At 40.3% G+C, this 21,381-nt stretch carries 25 protein-coding genes; 18 read left to right on the plus strand and 7 right to left on the minus strand.

Going from position 1 to position 21,381, the window contains the following annotated elements:
* Positions 1 to 72 precede the first annotated feature (72 nt).
* From AS034_RS11685 to AS034_RS11700, 4 genes are all read left to right on the plus strand, one after another.
* Positions 73 to 708: an FMN-dependent NADH-azoreductase gene (locus tag AS034_RS11685; RefSeq protein WP_058298570.1), complete on the plus strand. Its 636-nt coding sequence runs from the start codon at positions 73 to 75 to the stop codon at positions 706 to 708.
* Positions 709 to 813: 105 nt separating this feature from the next.
* Complete coding sequence (locus AS034_RS11690; protein WP_058298571.1) at positions 814 to 1,476, plus strand: O-methyltransferase; 663 nt, start codon at positions 814 to 816, stop codon at positions 1,474 to 1,476.
* A 149-nt stretch (positions 1,477 to 1,625) separates the two neighbouring features.
* Positions 1,626 to 2,270 (plus strand): SDR family oxidoreductase, encoded by a 645-nt coding sequence (locus AS034_RS11695; RefSeq protein WP_032088558.1) that lies wholly within the window; start codon positions 1,626 to 1,628, stop codon positions 2,268 to 2,270.
* Positions 2,271 to 2,530: 260 nt separating this feature from the next.
* A complete protein-coding gene (locus tag AS034_RS11700) occupies positions 2,531 to 3,550 on the plus strand; it encodes an STAS domain-containing protein (protein WP_141687707.1) in 1,020 nt (339 codons plus the stop codon).
* A 91-nt stretch (positions 3,551 to 3,641) separates the two neighbouring features.
* Here AS034_RS11700 and safA read toward each other — a convergent pair whose 3' ends face one another.
* On the minus strand, positions 3,642 to 4,271 hold the full coding sequence (gene safA / locus AS034_RS11705) for a SafA/ExsA family spore coat assembly protein (RefSeq protein ID WP_082641673.1): 630 nt from the start codon (positions 4,269 to 4,271) through the stop codon (positions 3,642 to 3,644).
* 189 nt (positions 4,272 to 4,460) lie between these two features.
* Between safA and AS034_RS11710 the strand changes: the two genes are divergently transcribed.
* The gene (locus tag AS034_RS11710; RefSeq protein ID WP_058298573.1) at positions 4,461 to 5,225 is read left to right on the plus strand and encodes a class I SAM-dependent methyltransferase; all 765 of its coding nucleotides are present in this window, start codon (positions 4,461 to 4,463) and stop codon (positions 5,223 to 5,225) included.
* A 31-nt stretch (positions 5,226 to 5,256) separates the two neighbouring features.
* Positions 5,257 to 5,967, plus strand: a complete 711-nt coding sequence (locus AS034_RS11715; protein WP_032088555.1) for an HAD family hydrolase — start codon at positions 5,257 to 5,259, stop codon at positions 5,965 to 5,967.
* A gap of 45 nt (positions 5,968 to 6,012) precedes the next feature.
* Here the strand turns inward: AS034_RS11715 and AS034_RS11720 are convergent, their stop codons facing one another.
* Positions 6,013 to 6,480, minus strand: coding sequence for a hypothetical protein (locus tag AS034_RS11720; protein ID WP_058298574.1), 468 nt, complete (start codon positions 6,478 to 6,480; stop codon positions 6,013 to 6,015).
* Between the two features lie 134 nt (positions 6,481 to 6,614).
* Here AS034_RS11720 and AS034_RS11725 point away from each other — a divergent pair, with 134 nt between their 5' ends.
* Positions 6,615 to 7,364 carry a nucleotidyltransferase domain-containing protein gene (locus tag AS034_RS11725; protein ID WP_244888146.1) on the plus strand — a complete coding sequence of 250 codons (750 nt, stop codon included), beginning with the start codon at positions 6,615 to 6,617 and terminating at the stop codon, positions 7,362 to 7,364.
* A gap of 366 nt (positions 7,365 to 7,730) precedes the next feature.
* Entirely contained in the window at positions 7,731 to 8,435 is a 705-nt protein-coding gene (locus AS034_RS11730) for a class I SAM-dependent methyltransferase (protein ID WP_074440001.1), read from the plus strand.
* A gap of 50 nt (positions 8,436 to 8,485) precedes the next feature.
* Here the strand turns inward: AS034_RS11730 and AS034_RS11735 are convergent, their stop codons facing one another.
* Positions 8,486 to 8,872, minus strand: coding sequence for a sporulation protein (locus tag AS034_RS11735; protein ID WP_032088552.1), 387 nt, complete (start codon positions 8,870 to 8,872; stop codon positions 8,486 to 8,488).
* 382 nt (positions 8,873 to 9,254) lie between these two features.
* On the opposite strand from AS034_RS11735, the gene AS034_RS11740 reads away from it, so the two are divergent.
* The 3 genes from AS034_RS11740 (at position 9,255) to AS034_RS11745 (ending at position 12,899) form a co-directional block, all read left to right on the plus strand.
* Entirely contained in the window at positions 9,255 to 11,366 is a 2,112-nt protein-coding gene (locus AS034_RS11740) for a peptidoglycan D,D-transpeptidase FtsI family protein (RefSeq protein ID WP_082641686.1), read from the plus strand.
* A 434-nt stretch (positions 11,367 to 11,800) separates the two neighbouring features.
* Positions 11,801 to 11,962, plus strand: coding sequence for a hypothetical protein (locus AS034_RS22745; RefSeq protein WP_156416142.1), 162 nt, complete (start codon positions 11,801 to 11,803; stop codon positions 11,960 to 11,962).
* Between the two features lie 124 nt (positions 11,963 to 12,086).
* On the plus strand, positions 12,087 to 12,899 hold the full coding sequence (locus AS034_RS11745) for an EcsC family protein (protein ID WP_058298577.1): 813 nt from the start codon (positions 12,087 to 12,089) through the stop codon (positions 12,897 to 12,899).
* 48 nt (positions 12,900 to 12,947) lie between these two features.
* Here AS034_RS11745 and AS034_RS11750 read toward each other — a convergent pair whose 3' ends face one another.
* Positions 12,948 to 13,340 carry an SET domain-containing protein gene (locus AS034_RS11750; protein ID WP_032088549.1) on the minus strand — a complete coding sequence of 131 codons (393 nt, stop codon included), beginning with the start codon at positions 13,338 to 13,340 and terminating at the stop codon, positions 12,948 to 12,950.
* 98 nt (positions 13,341 to 13,438) lie between these two features.
* A complete protein-coding gene (locus AS034_RS11755) occupies positions 13,439 to 14,746 on the minus strand; it encodes a D-alanyl-D-alanine carboxypeptidase family protein (RefSeq protein WP_074440003.1) in 1,308 nt (435 codons plus the stop codon).
* Between the two features lie 167 nt (positions 14,747 to 14,913).
* On the opposite strand from AS034_RS11755, the gene AS034_RS11760 reads away from it, so the two are divergent.
* The 5 genes from AS034_RS11760 to AS034_RS11780 all read left to right on the plus strand — a co-directional run bounded on the left by AS034_RS11760 (position 14,914) and on the right by AS034_RS11780 (position 19,031).
* On the plus strand, positions 14,914 to 15,783 hold the full coding sequence (locus AS034_RS11760; RefSeq protein WP_058298578.1) for an ABC transporter permease subunit: 870 nt from the start codon (positions 14,914 to 14,916) through the stop codon (positions 15,781 to 15,783).
* Positions 15,780 to 16,787 (plus strand): ABC transporter permease, encoded by a 1,008-nt coding sequence (locus tag AS034_RS11765; protein ID WP_058298579.1) that lies wholly within the window; start codon positions 15,780 to 15,782, stop codon positions 16,785 to 16,787. Before AS034_RS11760 ends, AS034_RS11765 begins: the two co-directional genes overlap by 4 nt.
* 75 nt (positions 16,788 to 16,862) lie before the next feature.
* Positions 16,863 to 17,876, plus strand: coding sequence for a S66 family peptidase (locus tag AS034_RS11770; protein ID WP_058298580.1), 1,014 nt, complete (start codon positions 16,863 to 16,865; stop codon positions 17,874 to 17,876).
* An 80-nt stretch (positions 17,877 to 17,956) separates the two neighbouring features.
* A complete protein-coding gene (locus tag AS034_RS11775) occupies positions 17,957 to 18,457 on the plus strand; it encodes a P-loop NTPase family protein (RefSeq protein WP_058298751.1) in 501 nt (166 codons plus the stop codon).
* Positions 18,458 to 18,488: 31 nt separating this feature from the next.
* The gene (locus AS034_RS11780; RefSeq protein WP_058298581.1) at positions 18,489 to 19,031 is read left to right on the plus strand and encodes a GNAT family N-acetyltransferase; all 543 of its coding nucleotides are present in this window, start codon (positions 18,489 to 18,491) and stop codon (positions 19,029 to 19,031) included.
* Positions 19,032 to 19,077: 46 nt separating this feature from the next.
* Here AS034_RS11780 and AS034_RS23150 read toward each other — a convergent pair whose 3' ends face one another.
* Together AS034_RS23150 and AS034_RS23155 are read right to left on the minus strand one after the other, a co-directional pair.
* Complete coding sequence (locus tag AS034_RS23150; RefSeq protein WP_272867403.1) at positions 19,078 to 19,344, minus strand: GNAT family N-acetyltransferase; 267 nt, start codon at positions 19,342 to 19,344, stop codon at positions 19,078 to 19,080.
* 12 nt (positions 19,345 to 19,356) lie between these two features.
* Entirely contained in the window at positions 19,357 to 19,581 is a 225-nt protein-coding gene (locus AS034_RS23155) for a hypothetical protein (protein ID WP_244888147.1), read from the minus strand.
* A 115-nt stretch (positions 19,582 to 19,696) separates the two neighbouring features.
* Between AS034_RS23155 and AS034_RS11790 the strand changes: the two genes are divergently transcribed.
* Both AS034_RS11790 and AS034_RS11795 read left to right on the plus strand, forming a co-directional pair.
* Positions 19,697 to 20,152: an HIT family protein gene (locus tag AS034_RS11790; RefSeq protein ID WP_082641674.1), complete on the plus strand. Its 456-nt coding sequence runs from the start codon at positions 19,697 to 19,699 to the stop codon at positions 20,150 to 20,152.
* Complete coding sequence (locus AS034_RS11795) at positions 20,142 to 21,380, plus strand: aminopeptidase (RefSeq protein WP_058298583.1); 1,239 nt, start codon at positions 20,142 to 20,144, stop codon at positions 21,378 to 21,380. The genes AS034_RS11790 and AS034_RS11795 overlap by 11 nt, the downstream gene beginning before the upstream one ends.
* Position 21,381: the final 1 nt, after the last annotated feature.

The following is a 21,381-nucleotide window of genomic DNA, read 5'->3' on the forward strand; positions in this document are numbered from 1 at the left end:
ATAATATATCTTATTGAGATATGTTGTAATCATTATATATTACTTAAACAAAAAGAAAGGAAGATTTAAGAAATGACCAAGGTATTATACATCACGGCTCATCCGCACGATGACTCACAATCATTCAGCATGGCTGCTGGAAAGGCATTTATTGACAAATACAAGGACGTAAATCCGGCACACGAGGTTGTCGCGATTGATTTATACAAAGAAGATATCCCGCAAATTGATGCTGATGTGTTCAGCGGATGGGGTAAACTCCAGACAGGTAAAGGATTTGAAGAGCTATCAGACAGCGAGAAAGCAAAAGTCGGCCGCTTGACTGAACTCGTCGATCAATTTGTAGAAGCTGATAAATATGTATTTGTCACTCCGTTCTGGAATTTCTCATTCCCGCCAGTAATGAAAGCATATATCGATGCCGTATCAGTTGCAGGAAAAACATTCAAATATACAGAACATGGTCCGATCGGTCTTCTTACCGATAAAAAAGCCCTTCATATCCAAGCACGTGGAGGCGTTTATTCAGAGGGACCTGCAGCACAAATGGAAATGGGGCACCGCTACCTTGACATCATGATGCAATTCTACGGAGTTCCATCCTTCGAAGGACTGTTCATAGAAGGTCATGCCGCCATGCCGGAAAAAGCTCTAGAAATCAAAGAAAACGGCATTGAACGTGCAAAAGATCTTGCACATACATTTTAAGTAATAAAGACCGGCGAGATGCCGGTCTTTTTCAATGACTCCTTTAACAAATTATGGTAGTATTATTCAGAAAAGTTAAACTTCCATTTAAAGGAGCCAGAATTGATGAATGAAAAAACTTGGAAAGAAGTAGACCAATATTTCACTGCTAAATTACATAAAAAAGACCAATTGATGAATGAAGTCATGAAAGCGAACGAAGAAGCTGAAATGCCTTCGATTGATGTGTCTCCCTCTCAAGGAAAGATGCTGCATATGCTGGTTAAGATGAAAGGTGCAAAACGAATCCTTGAAATCGGCACGCTTGGAGGATACAGCAGTATATGGATGGCGAGGGCACTCCCTGAGAATGGTTCTTTAATTACATTAGAGTACAGTGAAAAACATGCTGAAGTGGCACGGGGAAATATTAGAAAAGCAGGCCTTGAAAATAAAGTGAAAATCCTGACAGGTGCCGCTTTGGACACTCTGCCTTCCTTAAAAGGGCAAAAATTCGATTTTATCTTTATTGATGCAGACAAAAAAAATAACCCTCACTATATTAAATGGGCAATTGAGCTTTCGGAGCCGGGAACGGTTATTATTACGGATAATGTGGTCCACGGGGGAAGGGTAATTGACGCCAAGAGTCCTGATGAAAATATTAAAGGGGTGCGGACATTTATAGACATTTTATCAGACAGTGAATTAATCGATTCTACAGCAATTCAAACAGTAGGCACGAAAGGCTACGATGGATTTGTGATCGGTATAGTAAAAGAAGGATAATAAATTAAATCACAAGGATGATAAGAAAGAAGGATCTTGTCCCCGGACATTTATTCAAATTTCCTTGACTCATGCAGATTATTTGTAAAGGATGCGCAAACATGTAATCATTAATTCATACCAATTCAATCGGAAAAGGAGATGGAAATATGAAAGTAGCAGTAGTAGGCGCTAATGGTCAGATAGGCAGACATCTGATTAAATTGCTGGATGACAGTGAGCAATTTAATCCAAACGCCATTGTCAGAAAAGAAGATCAGGCTCGATCTTTTAAGGCAGAAGGCATAGCGGCATCTCTCGTGGATTTAGAAGCGAGCGTTGAGGAAATCTCCGAAGGACTGAGGGGCGCGGATGCGGTAGTGTTCACAGCAGGTTCAGGCGGTGCTACAGATTCAGATAAGACACTGCTTGTCGATTTGGATGGCGCCGTAAAGACGATGGAAGCTGCAAAGCAGGTTGACATTAAACGTTTTATCATCGTAAGTGCACTTCAGGCACATCACCGTGAAAATTGGAATGAATCTTTACTGCCTTATTATGCAGCAAAACATTATGCCGATAAGGAACTGGAAAGAAGTGGACTGACTTACACCATTATCCGTCCGGGAGGGTTATTGAATGAAAACGGGACTGGTAAAGTATCGGCAGCCGAAAATTTATCAAGGGGATCCATCCCGCGGGAGGATGTAGCAAAAGCCATCTATGCTTCTCTTACCGAAGAACATACTTATAATCGAGGATTTGACCTTATTTCCGGAAACAAACCAATTGAAGAGGCTATAAAAGAAATTTAGTATACAGGCGTGATGATTGAATCATCACGCCTATTCATTTTAGTACTTATTCATTAATGGTCCTTATTATCAAATTATAAAGGGATTTTTTTGTGAAATAGTTGTATTTAGCAATTTTTATAATTAATCTATGCTAAAATTAAATATAAGAGATGAATGATTTTGAAATACAGGCATTACGCTGGATCATACATACTAGTTATTCACTAATACAATGAGATACATTTTACAGAGTTATTTATTATTTAGGAGGGGCTGTCGTGCAAACTCAGACCAATATGAATGTAGAAGGAATCAGTTTCGATTGGAATATGGACACGGGGCAATTTTCGTACGAAGGGCAGGATGCAGTACTATTCTGGATTTCCAGTGCAATGAAAATGTTTTTTGATACGATAGAAGAAGTCTCAGGGGTAGAGGCAGCTAACCTGGTGCTTGAGACGACAGGCTACCGCCAGGGTCTTGTAGTTGGAGAATATTTCGAGAACCTGAAGCATGTCGGACCGGAAGAAGCATCAGAATTGATCGGGCATACATATGCTTCAGCCGGCTGGGGACGAATATCCACTGAAAAGCTTGATATTAAGGAAAAGACAGCAACAATCTATTTGAAAGACAGCTGGGAGCATAAAATCAATGTCGCCCAGGAAAAAAATGAGGGAGGTAAATTTCTGCCTGCCCATTTTGCAGGTATTTTTACCGGTTTGTTTAAAACGAATATCTGGTACAATGTCATCCAATACCAGCTTAATGGATATGATTGCTCGAAGGTTGAATATTATCCATCTGACATTACAATAAACAATAACATCCATGAACTCGCACGGAAAAAAGAGACAGAACATATCAGACAATTAGAAGCCGTGGTGGAAGATAAAACAAGAGACCTGAAGGAGCTTGTAAAGGCCCTTTCCTCACCAATCATTCCCGTTCTAGAAGGGGTGGTCGTAGTGCCGCTTCTTGGAAAATATGATGGCGAACGTGCGGAAGAACTGGTTTCCAAGACCTTACATAATCTTCCATCATACAAAGCAAATTATTTAATCCTTGACCTCACGGCACTGGACGAAGACATTGATGACCTTTCAGCCAGCTTGATTGAAAAAATCGGTGCCGCTGCATCATTAATTGGAACAAATACAATACTGGTAGGTATTTCCGCTAAACTTGGTGCTCATATTGCACATACAGGGGTAGATTTTTCAAGATTCGAGTGTTTCAAAACACTGCAGCATGGGATACATTTTGCCTTGGCACAGGCAGGCAGGAAAATCGTATAGACTTCCCACTGTCACTGATAGTAAAAAGGGACAAATCACATATTCTGTGATTTGTCCCTTTTTGATTAACCTCCTGAATTTTATTTTGGTTTTACTTTTTGATGAACATTTGGGTCCAGTAATGCCCGTAAGAACCGCCTTTTACATATCCTACACCTATTTCGGTATAAGACGGAGAAAGAATGTTTTTTCTGTGACCTTCGCTGTTCATCCATGCTTGTACTACTTCAGCCGGCGTTCTTTGACCTGCTGCAATGTTTTCACCTGCAGCTTGGTAAGAGATACCGAAGTCCTTCATCATTTGGAAAGGAGAGCCGTAAGTCGGGGAGGTATGACTGAAGTAATTCTTGTCAATCATATCCTGGGACTTGTAACGAGCGACTCTTGATAGTTCCCAATTCTCTTTAAGTGGCTGCAGTCCTGCTTTTGCCCGTTCTGCATTCACTAATTTAACCACTTCGTATGTATAACTTTGGGCTGTTTGATCTTCGCCCGGTATAGAGATACTTTGCCCGGGATAAATGACATCCGGGTTTTTTAATTGGGGGTTGGCTTCAATCAGTTCGGATATGCCTACCTGATTTTTCACTGCTATCTTCCACATTGTATCTCCATATTTCACAGTGTATGTACCTGCAGCAGATACTTCAGAATCTTTCCCAAATCCAGCGACCAGAGTGACGGACAACATAAGAATAAAGAATAGTTTAATTGTTTTCATAGTTCTATTGAAGTATAATTCTGCAAACGTTTAAACAGGTAGTTGTTACCATGACCTGAGAACTGCTTATTTATCAGCATATAGTAAAATTTACTAGAATTTCATCAATTAAATTAAAGGAATATCCATCCAATATCTGGCTGTTATTGGTATAATAATATTATAGAAGAAATTGGGAGGTTTTCCGGTATGAATGAATTATTTGAACATCATCTACACGATATAGAAGAACATTTCTCAGGTTGGGATTTTTCATATATTACGGAATCAGGAAGGATGGATAACGGGATGCTGAGCTGGTCTTATGGGAGCATCGTCATTCCATACATACGTAAGGTTACATCTATGTTAGATATGGGAACAGGGGGAGGGGAATTGCTCACAAAATTTCAGCCGCTGCCTTCTGTAACTTATGCAACTGAAGGGTATGCTCCGAATTTACCTATAGCGAAACAGCGTCTTCAACCATTAGGGGTCGCAGTAAAAGAGGTTAAAGAAGATAATTTGCTTCCATTTGGAGATGGTGCATTTGACCTTATCATTAATAAACATGAAGAATATTCACCAGCTGAAGTAAGACGGGTACTTACTTCTGACGGGATTTTCGTCACTCAGCAGGTGGGAGGCAACGACTGCGCTCGAATCAATCAAGCACTGGGTGCCCCGGTAAATAAGGAGTACCTTCAATGGAATCTTCAAAATGCAAGTGAGGAATTGAGACGGGAAGGGTTCGATGTATTTGAATGTAAGGAAGAAGAACCATATCAGCGATTTTATGATATCGGTGCGCTCGTTTACTACTTAAAAGCAATTCCTTGGCAAGTCCCGGATTTTTCAATTGAACGTTATAAGGATGCACTTTATTCTATACATGAAACGATTCAGTCAGTTGGCTTTTTCGAAGTGAAAACCCACAGGTTCGTGATGAAGGCGAAATTACAGAAGGATTGTTAATAAATATAAAATCTTCAAGGAGTTCGTTCATTTGCTGAAAGAAAAATACGATGCCTTGTTATTTGATCTTGATGATACATTATTTAATCACTCATACTGTTACAAGCAAGCTATCAGAGATATTGTGAAATGTCATAATGGTCTGGGACATGTTGATGAAGAATCATTTATAAGTACTTTCTTGAAAATTAATCAGGAGCTTTGGAAAGACTTCCAGTCTAACAAAATAAGTTTTAGAGAATTAAGTTTAAAAAGATTAAGAATGACTTTCAATCAATTTTCTGTTAATGCCGGAAAGGAAGAAATTGAAACCATCAATGAAATCTATCATGGGAATTATCTTAAGAATATTGTTCCCGATCTTCAGATTAAGCAGCTTATAGAACAGATTAAAGGTTCATTCAAAGTAGGAATTGTGACGAATGGTACAAGCTATAATGCTTATAAAAAAGTACAGCGGCTTGAATTAAATAACATTTTTAATGACGAGCAAATCATTGTATCTGAAGAAATAGGATACAGCAAACCACAGCCTCAAATATTCCGCCATGCTCTTGAACGGTTCAGGATTTCGCCTGAGAGAACTCTTTTTATAGGTGATAATTATTATACTGATATGTGCGGGGCTAATCGTGCAGGCATGGATACGTTATGGATAAACCCTGATGAATTGAATCCTCCTTTGGATTTTAATCCTGCTTACATAGTGAAAAGTGTTCTTGATATTGAGCGTTTAAAATAAAAAAACGCAGCAAGATTATCTTATTCCTTGCTGCGGCCTGATTAATTACTGATTTTTAACTTTTTCCAGAAACTCATTCATTTTATTCATTGTATCTTCTGTCAAGTTCTTTAGATTTTCGGCATCAGGTGTATCTTTTTTTGCTTCTTCAATTAAAGGGTATAGGCTTTTCTCAATGTTCTCATAATCGTCAGGATAGTTATCTTCTACCTGTTTTTCAATTTGGTCCCACTTTTCTTCTACTTTAGAAACTTGTTCATTTAATTTCTTTGCCTCTTCAGGAGTATTCGTCAGTGTCATCGATAATTCTTCCAGGGAGCCCTTGGTATCCTCCACACCTGCAGTCAGGTTTTTAGTATTGTCATCATTCGTTTTTTCATCACCGGTACCAGGGGTGGCTTCTTCTTTGTCAGGGGCAATCTCTTTCACTTCTTCAGCATTATCGTTTCCGCCGCATCCTCCAAGTAACAGACCAACAATTAACAGACTGCTGAACAGCTTAATGATTTTCATCGCGGGACCTCCTTTGTTGTTTACATCCATATTTCCCATTAAAAGAAAAAACAAACGAGGGAGTTAGGCTCAATATTGAGAGTGAGAGAAAATGACTATTTGTTAACTCGAATAAACCGAGAGGGGATGTTTAAATGAATAAAAATCGAATGGATCCGTGTAAAGCTGCAAAATTGTTCTGCGATAAAAACTTTTTTACTAGTGAAATCGTCTTATTAGGAGGAAGTGTAATCAGAGGGGAAGCGACAGACACTTCAGATCTGGATATTGTAATCATTGATGAAAGTATACATTCTGCTTATCGTGAGTCACTTTTTGCATACGACTGGCCGATAGAAGTTTTCGTCCATAATAAGAAAACGCTGATTGATTTTTTCAAGAGCGATTGCGAAAGGGCTAGGCCATCCCTGCCCAGAATGGTGGCTGAAGCAGTTGTCATAAAAGATAATGGTTACAGCAGCCGTCTGAAAGAACAAGCTGAGGGATTGTTAAATGAGGGGCCCCCTGAATGGGATTCATCTATGATTAGGATGAAAAGATATTTCCTTACCGATCTGCTTGATGACTTTATAGGCAGCACCAATCATGGTGAAACAATTTTCATTGCCGGAACGCTGGCTGAATCCCTGCACGAGTTTGTGTTAAGAACGAACAGGCATTGGATCGGTTCCTCAAAATGGATTATACGGGCATTGACTGCTTATAATCCTGTATTCGCAGAAAAATTCATAGAGAGCTTCTCCGCATTTTATCAAACAGGGGAAAAGGGACAGGTGATATCGCTGGTAGATTCAGTATTGAAGCCATATGGAGGCAGATTGTTCGAAGGATTTTCATTAGGTAAGCATTCCGTAGAAGTTGAATGTGGCGAGAATGAGAGGTGAATACTGTGACCACACTATTAGTTCTTATAGGCTGTATTTTCAGTGTGCTTGCTGTCAGTTTATTTGAGTAGCGACCTTTGTAATATTAATGAAATATTTGTAATATTTAAGGTGTTTTGCTTCCAAAATGATGACTTTAAAAGTCTCTGAAAAGGCGTTGAAGAAGTTTGACGGTAATGACGGGGGTTACTATTCATTTATCCTTTGCCCCAGCCCCAGCCTATGAGAAAGCCCTTCTAACTATCGATTTTATTAAGAATGATCGAAACAATGATGTTTCTAATTAATCCAAATGTAAAGTCGCGGTAACCATAATCTGTAACAATAGAGATAAAATGGGATTATACCAGTGAGGGGAGTGTCATGATGGAAGAAACGGTTTATAATCAAGAGGATTTATTTAAAATGCTTGATTCATTATTAAGAGAACCTGAAGGTTTTTGGACTGATTTTTACAAGGACAGGGATAGAGATATCCCTTTCTTCAAGAATGTTCCGGATGAGAATCTAGTGTCTTATCACATTAATGGAATTCTTAAACCAGGTAAAGCCCTTGAATTGGGATGCGGTCCGGGAAGAAATGCTCTTTACCTTGCAAAGAATGGGTGGGAAGTGGATGCGGTCGATCTCTCAACCACATCGCTGCAGTGGGCAGAGGAACGTGCAGTTGAAAACGGTTTACACATCAACTTTATACATAACAATATCTTTAACCTGGAGATTGCAGAAGGAGCCTATGACTTTGTTTATGATTCAGGGTGTTTTCATCATATTGCACCCCATAGAAGATTGAGTTATACCAATGTAATCAACAAGGCATTGAAGACGGGCGGACACATTGGGCTTACCACTTTTTGCCCGGGCGGCAAATTTGGAGGGGCTGTCATTTCCGATTGGGAGGTTTACAGATTGGGATCCCTCCAAGGAGGGCTTGGGTATGACAAGGCTAGATTAGAACGTATATTTTCATGTTATGAACCTGTGGAAATAAGGAATATGATCGATCAGGATAACACTTCGGAAGTGTTTGGATTATCAGATTTAATGGCAGCTTTATTCAAGAAACTGTAAACAAAAAACCGTTCAGCATGCTGAACGGTTTTTCTGCAGGATTTAAACTGCTAAGCTATTATTCTGAAATCATCGTGGTCTACTTTATTTATGCCATCATCAAAAACGAAGCGGGTGACCAGCTTGTAAGAGATTGCTTCGCTGCTGGGCGGGTATGAATCCGCTAATCTGCATGAAAAACTGATTCTTTTTAGTTCGTTCGCTTTCATGGTGGAAGAACTTAAAATGGTGTTGTAGTGAAGGACTGATGAGCTTTCACTGTTGTGGTCAAACTGCAATAGCTCAGTTTCGATACGCTTCAGCTTCTGTTGGATCCTGCCCCCGATAATTTCATATTCTCCTTGGATCACTTCACCGGGGCGGTAATCTCTTTTAGTCAAAACCAAATCAAATTTTGTTGATCCGATACCGAATCTGCACATCAGTTTATTAAACATCGTTGCAATTCAACCTCTCAATCATCTAGTTACCAAGTCTGCTTGGAGAGTTTTGGCCTCATTATTCTCTGTATCAATTCAAATTCAAATCCTATTGTAAGAGAAAGAAAACGCGCTGTCTACACCCCTTTGTCGACAAATTTTGCGGACGATCAAAATATAATTTTTATGAAAGTTTTTTATAATCACAAAAATGAATAATGTACTTACTTATAATTACAGATATCCACTATTTCAACCATTAATGGAAAAACAAGGTAGATAATAAGCCGGTTTTTCGGTACAATGAAGGCAGGGATTTATAGATTACATACACAGAGGAGTTTGCATATTGAAGGGGAAAAAACAAAAAGATAAAAAAAGAAATCCACTGCCATTCAGAATGAACATTTTGTTCTTTGCTGTGTTTGTGTTATTTACATTATTGATCTTAAGGCTTGGAATCGTACAGATTGTAAACGGTAATGACTATCTGAAAGAAGTTGAGCGCACTGAAAATGTAAAAGCGAATAACGGCAGTCCGCCCCGGGGGAAAATATATGACCGCTATAGAAATGTCATTGTCGACAATGTCCCTATGAATGCGATCACCTATACACGGACTCAGTCGACGAAACCGGATGAAATGCTGAAAGTTGCAAGGAAGCTGGCACAGCTGATAAAGATGAATACAGAAAAAATCACCGATCGTGACAGACAGGATTACTGGCTTCTTACCCACCCTGAAGAAGCTGAAAAACTGGTATCAAAAGAAGAAATTAAGAGATTGGAAGATAACAAAGATTTAACCAAGGATGAAGTGAATAAAAATATCTATCAAATGCAGCTGGATCGAATCACCGAGGAAAATATCCAATCCTTTAACAAAGCCGAACTTGAAGTTCTGGCGATTTTCAGGGAGTTCAACACGGGCTATGCCCTTTCCCCTCAAATAATAAAAAATGAAGGGGTTACCACCGAGGAAATGGCAAGGGTAAGTGAGAATCTCGCTAAAATGCCAGGTGTCAATGTCACAACTGACTGGAAACGCACCTATGCAGTTGGAGATACCCTCCGGTCGATTCTTGGAAAAGTATCTTCTTCCAAAGAAGGCCTTCCAAGCGAATTAGTAAACTCCTACACTGCAAAAGGGTACGCACTGAATGACCGGGTGGGCACAAGCTATGTTGAGTCACAGTATGAAGATGTCTTAAAAGGACAAAAAGAAGAAATTGAATACATCACGAAAAAGGGAAGCGTCCTCGAAGAACAACTTGTCAAAGAAGGCCACAGCGGCAAAGATGTCGTCCTGACGGTCGATATGAAGCTGCAGAAGGAAGTTGAGAAGATCGTTGAGGAGGAGTTGGGGAAGCAGGTAGCTAAATATTGGGAATCCCCTTTTCTGGATCGGGCATTTGTCGTGATGATGGATCCTCATACTGGTGAAATCATGTCAATGGTAGGGAAGAGATATACTGAGAATACAGATGGTCAAAAGGAGATGCAGGATTACGCTCTCGGCACCTTCACTTCAGCGTATGAAGCTGGATCTGCAGTTAAAGGAGCAACGGTTTTGACCGGTTATATGACCGGGAAATTGAGTATCGGGGAAACTCAGTTTGATGCTCCCATGAACATCGGCGGTGAGAAGAAAAGTTCATGGTTTAATGCTTCACAAGGAAGTAAATATTTAAATGACATTCAAGCTTTGGAGATATCATCAAATGTTTACATGTTTAAAACCGCATTAAAAATAGCAAATGCATCTACATCTCATAACCAACCAACTGTAAGATATGATGAGAAAGCTTTTGAGATTATGCGAAACCATTACAGCCAATTTGGGCTAGGTGTCAACACCGGGATTGACTTGCCTGGTGAAACCTATGGTCTCAAGGGACCGGAAAGAAAACCTGGTTTACTTCTGGATTTAGCAATCGGCCAATATGATTTATATACTCCTATGCAGCTGGCACAATATGTTTCTGCTATTGCAAATGGGGGATATCGAATAGAACCACATATCATGAAAGAAATACGCGACCCCAATCGTTCCGAAAACAGAATTGGACCAATCGTTTATGAGAACAAACCAAAGGTCTTAAACAGAATAAACGTTTCTCAAAGGGAGCTTCAACAGGTTCAAAATGGTTTCTACCAAGTTGCTCATGGATCTAGGGGAACTGCAAGAGATCAATTTAGGAATGCTTCATACAATGCGGCAGCCAAATCAGGAACTGCAGAAAAATATATTGGTGAAGTACTGACATATAACACTACACTAATTGGATATGCACCATTTGATAATCCGGAAATAGCCTACTCGGTAGTGGTGCCATGGTCCCATTTGAACAAAGATCCCATTGTCAATAAAACGATAGCAAAACGAATTATGGACAAATACTTCGAACTAAAAAAAGAAGCCGAAGAAAAGGGCCTGCTGGATACATCCATAGAAGGAGAAGTCCGTACAATGGATAATGAGGATGTAGAAACTAATGAAGCAACAGAGTAACATAAGAACCGAGACACAAGTTGTTAGTCTAATTAAAGAGGCTGGAATGAAAATTTTTTAGAATAAATAAGACTTGAACTAATTTGCTTTCTAAGTTAGTTCAGGTTTTTTTATTTATTATGATTGGCTATATCCAGCGATTAAATGGAGTGCAAAAAGAAGACTTCTGCGGGAGAAGCGTGTTAGGTGAGATGTGTCCAGCTCCAGGGCTTAGAGGTACATGTCATAACCGCCAGCGGAAAGCGACGTTTAGCACGGAAATCATTAACCTTTGCACCTTTAGGAGGGTGTCATTGTTTAATCCGAAGTTGTGTTTGAGGGAGCGTATATAATCTGAAATCTCGAAGTTCAAATCATCTTAATTGAAACTTTTCCACCCTCCATCCGTATATAAATAATAAGAAAGCTAAAAATGTACCAAGGGAGGTATTCACATGCTTTGGTTCATCATCGGAATCGCCATATTGTTTGGCGTCTTAAGCTCATTAATAAAACGCAGGACCTCAACCTTCCAAGACGATCCAACTGCCAATGAGCGGCAGATTCAAGAAGAGGAGCGAATAAAGGCAAGCAGCTGGTTCGGGGGCGGCCTATAAGGATAGGGAAGATGCATGTTCTTACTGACATGTATCTTTTTTTAAACTTAAATACATACATAAGAAATCACCTGCAGAAATGAGATACAATTACAAGATTACTTAAGACTTAAGGAGACCACAAATGATCCAATATGAAACGAAGGAATATCTACTACAAGAACTTGAAACAGTGGCTAAATGGGAGAAAGACCAGAAAGGACTATGGTTCTGGGAAAAGATCGGAAGGGTGCCTTTCATGATTCTGGACCGGATAACGCCGAAGATGGTGCATAAAAAACTGGGACAGGCCCTGGATGAAATCGGGAGTTACATTCAAAAAGGAGGAAGTTATCTTACAAGTGAAAAAGAAGTGTTGAATAGAATAAAGAAACAAACCGGAAATGAAGAAATGGGAATTCATGCGGTGAAAGAGATGCCGCTCCAGGTGATGGATGATGTCAGTCAAGCGATTGTCGAAACCCGCAAGAAAGTTGCCATGACGCAAGGCGCTACTACAGGAATCGGAGGGTTTCTTACATTAAGCATTGATATCCCATTTATTTTGGGAATCTCGTTGAAAACTCTGCAGGAAATCGCTCTCAGTTATGGATACGATCCAAATGAGCCGAGTGAGAGGGTATTTATCATTAAATGCCTTCAATTCGTGTCATCCGACGTCGTTGGTAAACAGGCCATTCTACAGGAGCTGTCGGAATTCAACCAGGCTTCACCAAATAAGAGAGACCAGGCCATTTCTCAGCTGCAGGGCTGGAGGGAGGTAATGGTCAGCTTCAGAGATAATTTTGGATGGAAAAAGCTCTTTCAAATGATTCCGATAGCAGGAATCCTATTTGGATCTTTTATTAATAAATCGATGATGCATGATATAGGGGAAGCCGGGCGGATGCTCTATAGAAAACGGCGTATTCTCGAAAAACTTGAAATACAAGTATAACTCAAAGAGGGGGAAGGGCTTTTCAAAGCCCTTCCCCCTTAAAAGGAATCAATCTTCAGACTGATCCTCTTTATCAAACCAAAGCGGAGTATCATTTTCAACTTCCCCGTTATAATTGATAAGAAGTTCTTCACCTGCTTTGATGTCTTTATATGCGTAAAAATCAAATGTATGCTGATCAAAATTTATTTCATAGATTGTGTTTGGTGTGTACGAATGGTTAAACAGCATACCGTAGCCCAGCAAGAGAGCCGTATGATTAATGCCATATTCAAAAACATAATCTGCCAAGAACGTTTTTTCAATATGTTCATGTTCTTCGTTTGGGTACGGGAGCACAGGAGCCTCATGTACGAGCTCACCTTTTGATATATCCCTCTTGGCGAAAACCCCTCTATTCAAGTCCCCGTCACTAATCGAGGATAATTTAACTTCAATCATTATTTCACCTTCTTTATAGAATACTGACCTAGTAAGCTTGTCATGATTCATAGGAGAAAGCAACTGTTTTCTCTTAGACGCTTGATAGATTCAGCTTATTAGAATATATCTTTGAGAAATTCACCAATATTTCTGGCACTTCTTACCAACCAATTTGCTTTTTCAACAGCGGAAGAAGCGTACACATTCACTTTCTGATCTTGTTGGAGCTCATCTAAAATATATTCAGCCTTTTTATCGTTCTTTAGCACCAGCTCTCCAATTTTTTCTCCTTTTTTAACAGGCGCCAGGAGTTTGCCATCTTCACCCATTTTGTCCTCATCCAATTTCAACTCAACGTCTGCCTGCTCAATTTCTTTTTTCATCATGCGGACCTTTATTGGCTTGTCCACACTGATCTTAACCTCAGCATCTTTACCATCTTGAACGGGAAGTGCATCCTTGGTTTCTGTATCCTCAAGGGTGAATTGGGCTGTTTCATATTGAGTGAAACCGTAATCGAGCATCTTTGAAGCTTGTATGAATCGTTCAGCGCTGCTAGGCTGACCATATTGATCCTTGGCATCGAGAATGACGGTGATGTATCTCACTCCATCCCGTTCGGCGGTACCGGTAAATGTCGATCCCGCAAAAGGTGTCGTTCCAGTCTTAAGGCCATCTGCCCCTTTAAAAGAATACGCACGGTCTTTCAGAAGTGCATTTGTATTCTTCATCAAGTACTCTTCATCAGTTCCTTTCCTGAAGTACTTATAATTCGTACCCGATGTTTTCAAAACTTCAGGATAGTCTTTAATCAAACGATACGCAAGTGTCGCCATATCTTCTGCAGATACCATATTTTCATCATCTACATCTGTCCCTTCAGGGTGCATGCCGAGCATGTCATAATTGCTCAATCCACTTGAATTGACAAATTTATAGTGCTCCATTCCAAGCTGAGCCGCTTTGGCATTCATCCTTTTGACAAATTCTCCTTCGCTGCCGGCAACCGCTTCTGACAGTGCAATGGCCGCACCATTTCCGGATTTGATGACCATCGCTTCATATAGTTCTTTTATTGTATAAGCTTCTCCTGCACGTAAAGGCACATTGCTCAAGCCGGGAGCATTGGCAAGCTGATATACTTTATCACTTATCTTATACGTATCCGTCCACTTTATCTTTCCCTTATCGATTGCTTCAAGGACAAGATACTCTGTCATCATCTTTGTCATCGAGGCAATTCCGAGCGGCTGATCTTCATTATATTTATCAACGATTTTTCCGGTTTCTGCATTTACTAAGATTGCCGCATCTGCATTGATCCCTGTTTTGGACTCCCCATGAACGGTTCCCCCAAAAGAGGACAACGCCAAGAGTGAGATCATTGCTGCAGATAAATTCTTTTTCAATGTGACTTTTTTCAAACCAGTACCTCCAAGTGGATTTTTCACAACTAAATTAGTTTACCATAGAATCATGAAATTTAGATGAGATTCAAGAAGTCACAAAATTGTAAAAAAGTATTGCTATATAAAAGTAAAATGTTACCATTATTTAGTGTGGGTAAAAGTCAGGAAGGGGGAGAAAGCTAATGCCCAAAAAAATCATATCTATGGCAGGAGAGGTTTTACTTATCATAACCGGTATCATCTGTGTGAGTGCCTCTTCAGTACTTTTTGAAAACCAATCACTTTCAGTTTTCTCTTATATGAGGCAAATTGGGGAAGTATTCAAAGATTTACTGTCACCAGAAGACCTTGTTTACGTTAACCCGATTTCTGATATCGAGAGAGAGTTATTCCCTATTCTTTTCCTGGCATACTGGAGCAGTGCACGCATTTTCTTTCTATCATTAATACTGGCATTATTTTTTTCTGTCATTCTGTTAACCTTTTATTTCTCTATGAACAGGTTATTTAAAAAGGGTGTAAAAGCATTTTCATTCTTAATTGGATCTTTACCCGATATTTTCATTATCATCTTGACCCAATTGTCAATCATATGGTTTTTCAAGAAGACCGGTCTTCTCCTGATTGATACTGCGGCTGTCGGGGAAAATCAGGTGATATTGCTTCCCGCCGTCACATTGAGTGTACTTCCATCATTCTTCTTCTTCAGCAATATGGTCGGATTTCTCCGCGAAGAAGAGGGAAAGCCATATGTTGAACTGGCAAAGAGCAAAGGGCTTACTCAATTCAGGATCCTGTTTATCCATATGATGAGAAATGTCCTGGTCAGCCTTACATATCACGGCAAGCAGATTGCCTGGATGATGATCTCCAATCTATTGATCCTGGAGTATTTATTCAACGTTTTTGGCATAACGTCTTTCCTGTTCACTTATAATACCCCTTCAATCTTTGCAGTGGCCTCGATCCTGCTTTTTCTTCCGCTTTACCTGTGTTTAAAACTATTACAAGTGTTAATCCTTAATAAGACTGGAAAGGAGATGAGCCTTTGAAAACAGCTGCATTTTACCGGATCGGTTTTATTGTATGTACAAGTTCCATTCTCCTGCTCCTGATCTCCAGTCTTATATACAACCTGCTTCCTGATAACGACATTCCACAAATGCTGCTTCTTCGGAATGATGATGGCAGGATTATAGGGGATGCACCTTTTGCCCCTTCATGGCAATTTCCTTTTGGGACTGACCGCGAAGGGTACGACATCGGATATAAGTTGCTGGAAGGTGCAATTTATACAATCGGGGCTGCAATTATCATTTCTCTCCTAAGTTTCATTGTTGCATTCGGAATTGGTATATTCGGGGGCTTTTCTAAGTTCAGGGTAAAATCTTTTGCCCATAAATTCTTTACAGCATTTTATTTCATCCCTCAGTCCATTATCGCCTATAACATTTTGTACCCGGTCATATGGGAGCCGATGGAAGGATTCACAACTACCCTTTCTGAAAGAATCGTTATAGAAGTACTTGTACTCGCTCTCATTACTGTTCCGACTACATCCATTCTTATATCGAACGAAACGGAACAGATTCTCAGCGAAGAATTTATTGCATCTGCCAGGGTATTGGGGGGGAGCCCATTATTCATTTTTTATAAACATGTGTTCCCTCATTTGAAGATGCGTCTGTTTATCATTTATCCAAAAATCGTCATCCAGATGCTTCTGATCATTGCACACTTAGGTTTTTTCACCCTTTATTTCGGGGGGACTGATGTATGTTACACCCCGTTTTGTCATCCCCCAAAGCCTTTCATTCAAGAATGGTCCGGTATGATGGGAACAAGCTATAAGGAGCTTGGTCTCTCGTGGTGGATATTCATGGGGCCGCTGCTGTGTTTCACCGTGACGATCTTACTGCTCAACGGCATCACGAAATGCATAGCGGGGCTTGTTGAACATGACCGTTATCAAAGGAAGCAGAAATCCTGTGAAGATGAGACTCATAGCTTTGAATCAGATTCGGATCAAGAAAGGTTTATCTTACTTAAAAACTAATATTAATGGAAAATAATTCTTGTTACCAATCAATTAATCTGCTAAAATTCTAAAAACGCATTGGGAGGTAAACAAATGATAACGTATCCAGTTTTAAATACACATTCAAAAATAGGCGTCACCGCACCTTCATCGGGGGTGTCTTCTGCCTATCACCCTTTATTGAGACAGTCAGAACAGAGATTAGAAGAAAAGGGATATACCGTATCATTTGGAGAAACTGTGTGGACACAGGAAAAAGTGAGGGCTGCAAGTGCAGAAAAGCGGGCATCAGAATTCATGGGGATGATGGGGGATGACGAGATTGAAGCCATTATTCCACCATGGGGAGGGGAGCTTCTTACTGAAATTCTTGAGTTCCTTGATTTTGAAAAAATGAAGGCTAAATGGGTACTGGGATATTCGGATATCAGCCCTTTGCTTCTCGCGATTACACTCAAAAAAGGAATCGCCACCGCTCATGGCACGAATTTCATTGATTTAAGGGGAGAATATTGGGACGAGACGACTGCGATGTGGGAGAAAGTACTGACCACAAAGCGTGGAGAATCCATTTCTCAGACATCTTCTATTAAATATCAAGATCAATGGGAGCACGAAAATCCATCTCCATGTGTCTTTCACCTTACCCATGAAACAGAATGGAAAACCGTCAGCAATAAAGATGAAAACCTTAAAGGAAGACTGCTTGGCGGCTGCATTGATATTATTCATCACCTGGCAGGCACACCTTATGGGGACGTTAAAGCATTTCATGAGACATTTGCGGACGGGGAACCATTGTTATGGTATTTTGAAAATTGTGAATTGAATACGACCGGGCTGCGCTGCGCTCTGGTCCATATGAAAATGGCAGGATGGTTTGATCACTGCTCCGGAATCATCTTTGGTAGAAGTGCCGCGAATACTCCTGTAAATGGCTATCTTGCAGAAGACGTTTACAGGGAATTGTCGGAAGAGCTTGGGATCCCTGTAATCTATGATATTGACTGTGGACACCAGCCTCCTCAAGTGACGCTTGTCAACGGTGCTTGTGCAGAGGTTAATGTTTCTGGGGGCAAAGGAGTTATAAGGCAATTTTTTAAATAGAACACAGTTAACTTGAGGCGTATATGTTTACAAAGTGGTAATCCAGGAAGATACGGAGATTGGAAAGGAACACTATATTCATGTTTAGAAAGAAAGAAAGTATCAATTCTAAACGGATCCACATCATTGGCTCTGTTGCCAGCGGTAAATCTACTTTAGCGAGAAAATTATCTGATGATATGAATATAGCATACTATGAACTGGATAATATCATGTGGGAGCGAAGGGAAAAGGGAGACCGGCGCAGGTCGGAAGAAGAGCGGACGGCCATCCTTCATTCTATCGTGTACCAGGAATCCTGGATCGTCGAAGGCGTGCATCACCAGGAATGGATGAGGGAAAGTCTCGAACAATCAGACCTCATCATTTTACTGGATACACCTAAACAAAAACGCACCTTCCGTATTATCAAAAGATTTATAGAAGAAAAAGCTGGAATCAAGAAAGGAAACTACAAACAAACACTTCGCATGCTAATGAAGATGTTCGAATGGAGTCGACGATTTGAGAATGAAGAAAAAGAAACAATACTCAGGCTGCTGAAACCTTACCACTCCAAAGTGAAAATTATGAAAAGCTAAGCCATGTCATTTAATGGAAGGAATTAATCAAATGAAAAGAACTGGAAACAACATTTATATAAGACCTTATTATCTTGATGACGCAGATGCCATGCTCTCATTTGAGCTTGAAAACAGGGACTTTTTCAAGGATTTCTCGCCCTTGATGAATGACGATTTCTATTCGCTTCAGTCTCAGAGAGAGCGGGTGGAGCGGACTGCAGGAAGAATGGAGAGGGATGAATACTATGCTTTCGGCATCTTCCTTATCGGAACAGATGAACTAATCGGCAATATTTCGCTTTCTGATGTCATAAGAGGTCCGTTGCAGTGCTGTTATATAGGCTATTCTCTTTCAAAAAAGCATAATGGAAAGGGATATACAACCGAGGCGGTGAGGCTTGCAGTGGATTATGCCTTTAAAGAATTGAAGCTTCACAGGGTGGAAGCCGGGGTGATGATTCAAAATATCGCATCGATGAGAGTACTGGAGAAAGCAGGTTTTCACAAAGAGGGGATATTTGTGAAAAATGTGAAGATCAATGGAAAGTGGGAAGACCATCAGCATTACGCAATCATCAATCCCGAAGATTGACCAATAGGAAAGAACGAAGATATCTGGTTCTTCGTTCTTTTCTGTATTAAAGAAATAAAACCATATATTCTTCGTCAAAATATTCTCCCTTATATTTGATCGCCCTTTTTTCAGTTCCATAACTATGAAACCCGATTGAGCTATACAACCTTTTTGCAGAATCGTTAGTGGTAACGACCGTCAGGTTTACCTGTTCAATACTTTTCAGATTCCCTGCTTGTAAGAGTGCTTTCTCAAGCAATGTTCTGGCAATCCCATTCCCTCGATGCTCAGGCGACACATACATACCGAATATAGATGCCTTATGCTTCATTTTTTCAGCGGTTTAAGGAATCAGTACAACCATGCCGGATAATGAATCGCCGATGTATGCACCAAATGTATAATTTTCTCTCTGATCAAGCCTCGCAGCGATGTGCTTAAGCGGATTTTCTCTGGATGCAGTTTCCTCATAGCTTGCCCCGAAAGCCTCTGGATTTGTCTTAAGAGCTTCCAGTCTAAGCTTAAGGTAGTCCTCCGCATGGGAGCTATCCAATCGCAAAACTTCCATTATTTACAACCCTTCTTTCTATAAAGTGTTATGATAGTAGAAACGTAAAGTTTCCGAATAGTATTTTATTCGATCAAAACTTTTAATTCCCTTTAATTTTGAAGGAGGCCGGAAATTGTATAAACAGGATTGCCTTGGCTGCAGGCTGGCCAACAAAGAAGAAAAGGTTTTCACGGTGTATGAAGATTCTTTTTTAAGCTGCATACTTGATCACGATCCCTTCAATCCAGGACATGTATTGATCCTTCCTAAGGAGCACTTTGATGAAGGCGTGGATTTTGACATGAAAATGAATATAGCCGTTATGAAAGCCGTACAGCTGATTTCGAAAACGATAGAAGAAATTTATCTTCCTGATGGCATCACCATCTGTCAGAATGGAGGGATCTTCAGTGAATTGAAACACTATCATATGCATGTTGTTCCGAGATATAAAGGACAAAACTTTGCAGAGTTTTATCAAGATAGCCCTGATATCGCTGATCCGCATGAACCATTACCCTCTACAATGGTAAAGATGAAATCAATGATTGAAAGTTTAGTAGAAAGGGAGAAAGAAAATGTTACATAAAGAGTTTCAACAGAAATTGGATCAATATGCAGAACTTGCAGTCAAAGTTGGTGTAAATGTGCAGGAGGGTCAGGATTTATGGGTGGCCGCACCGCTTGGAACCGAAGAACTGGTAAGAAAAGTAGTACGGCATGCTTATAAGGCGGGTGCAAGAAGTGTGCATGTTCAGTGGGAGGATGAAGACATCATCCGTACACATTATGAGCTTGCACCTGAGGAAACTTTTCAGGAGTACCCTATCTGGCTGGCCGAAGCGCATGAATGGGTCGTTGATCGGAAGGGTGCCTTCCTGCAAGTGGAGGCGCCTGATCCTGATTTACTGAAAGGAATTGATCCTAATCGGATCCAGGATTTTGAAAAGGCAAAGGGCCTAGCACTCGACCATTTTTTTGAGGCGATTGACAATGATTCCGTTAGCTGGTCGATCATCGCAATGCCTTCCCATAAATGGGCGTCAAAGGTGTTTCCGCAGCTGGAAGTAGAAAAAAGGGTAGAAGCTCTTTGGGAACGCATCTTCACCGCGGTCAGAATAGATGCTGAAGACCCTGTGTCAGAGTGGAAGAACCACATTGAAACACTGAAAGCGAAAGCTGAAGAACTTAATAACATGAACATAAGAACGCTTCACTACAATGCTGAGGGCACCGATCTGACGATTGAGCTGCATGAAGATCACTTGTGGCTTACCGGGGCAAGCAAGACCCCGGAAGGCACCGACTTCATCGCCAACATGCCCACTGAAGAAGTCTATACGGTACCAGTCAGAACAGGGGTGAACGGGATAGTAAAAAGCACCAAACCGCTCGCATACAACGGCAATGTGATAGAAGATCTCACACTGAGGTTCGAAAATGGAAAGATTGTTGAGATGGAGGCACGGGAAGGTAAAGATATTTTAAAAAAGATGATTGAAACGGATGAAGGAGCTTCCTATTTAGGAGAAGTCGCACTTGTCCCTCACAGATCTCCAATTTCTGATACTGGAGTTCTCTTCTTTAATACATTATTCGACGAAAATGCGTCCAATCATCTGGCGATTGGTTCATCTTACCCTACATGTATCAAAAACGGCAATAACCTCACTGATGAAAAAAAACAGGAAAAAGGGCTGAACGAAAGCATTGTTCATGAGGATTTCATGATAGGTTCTTCCCAGATGGATATTGACGGAATATTAAGTGACGGCAGCAGGATTGCAATATTCAGGGATGGGAATTGGGCGTTTTAAA

The sequence above is a fragment of the [Bacillus] enclensis genome, assembly GCF_001456935.1.
In the GTDB taxonomy this organism is placed as follows: Bacteria; Bacillota; Bacilli; order Bacillales; family Bacillaceae_B; genus Rossellomorea; species Rossellomorea enclensis.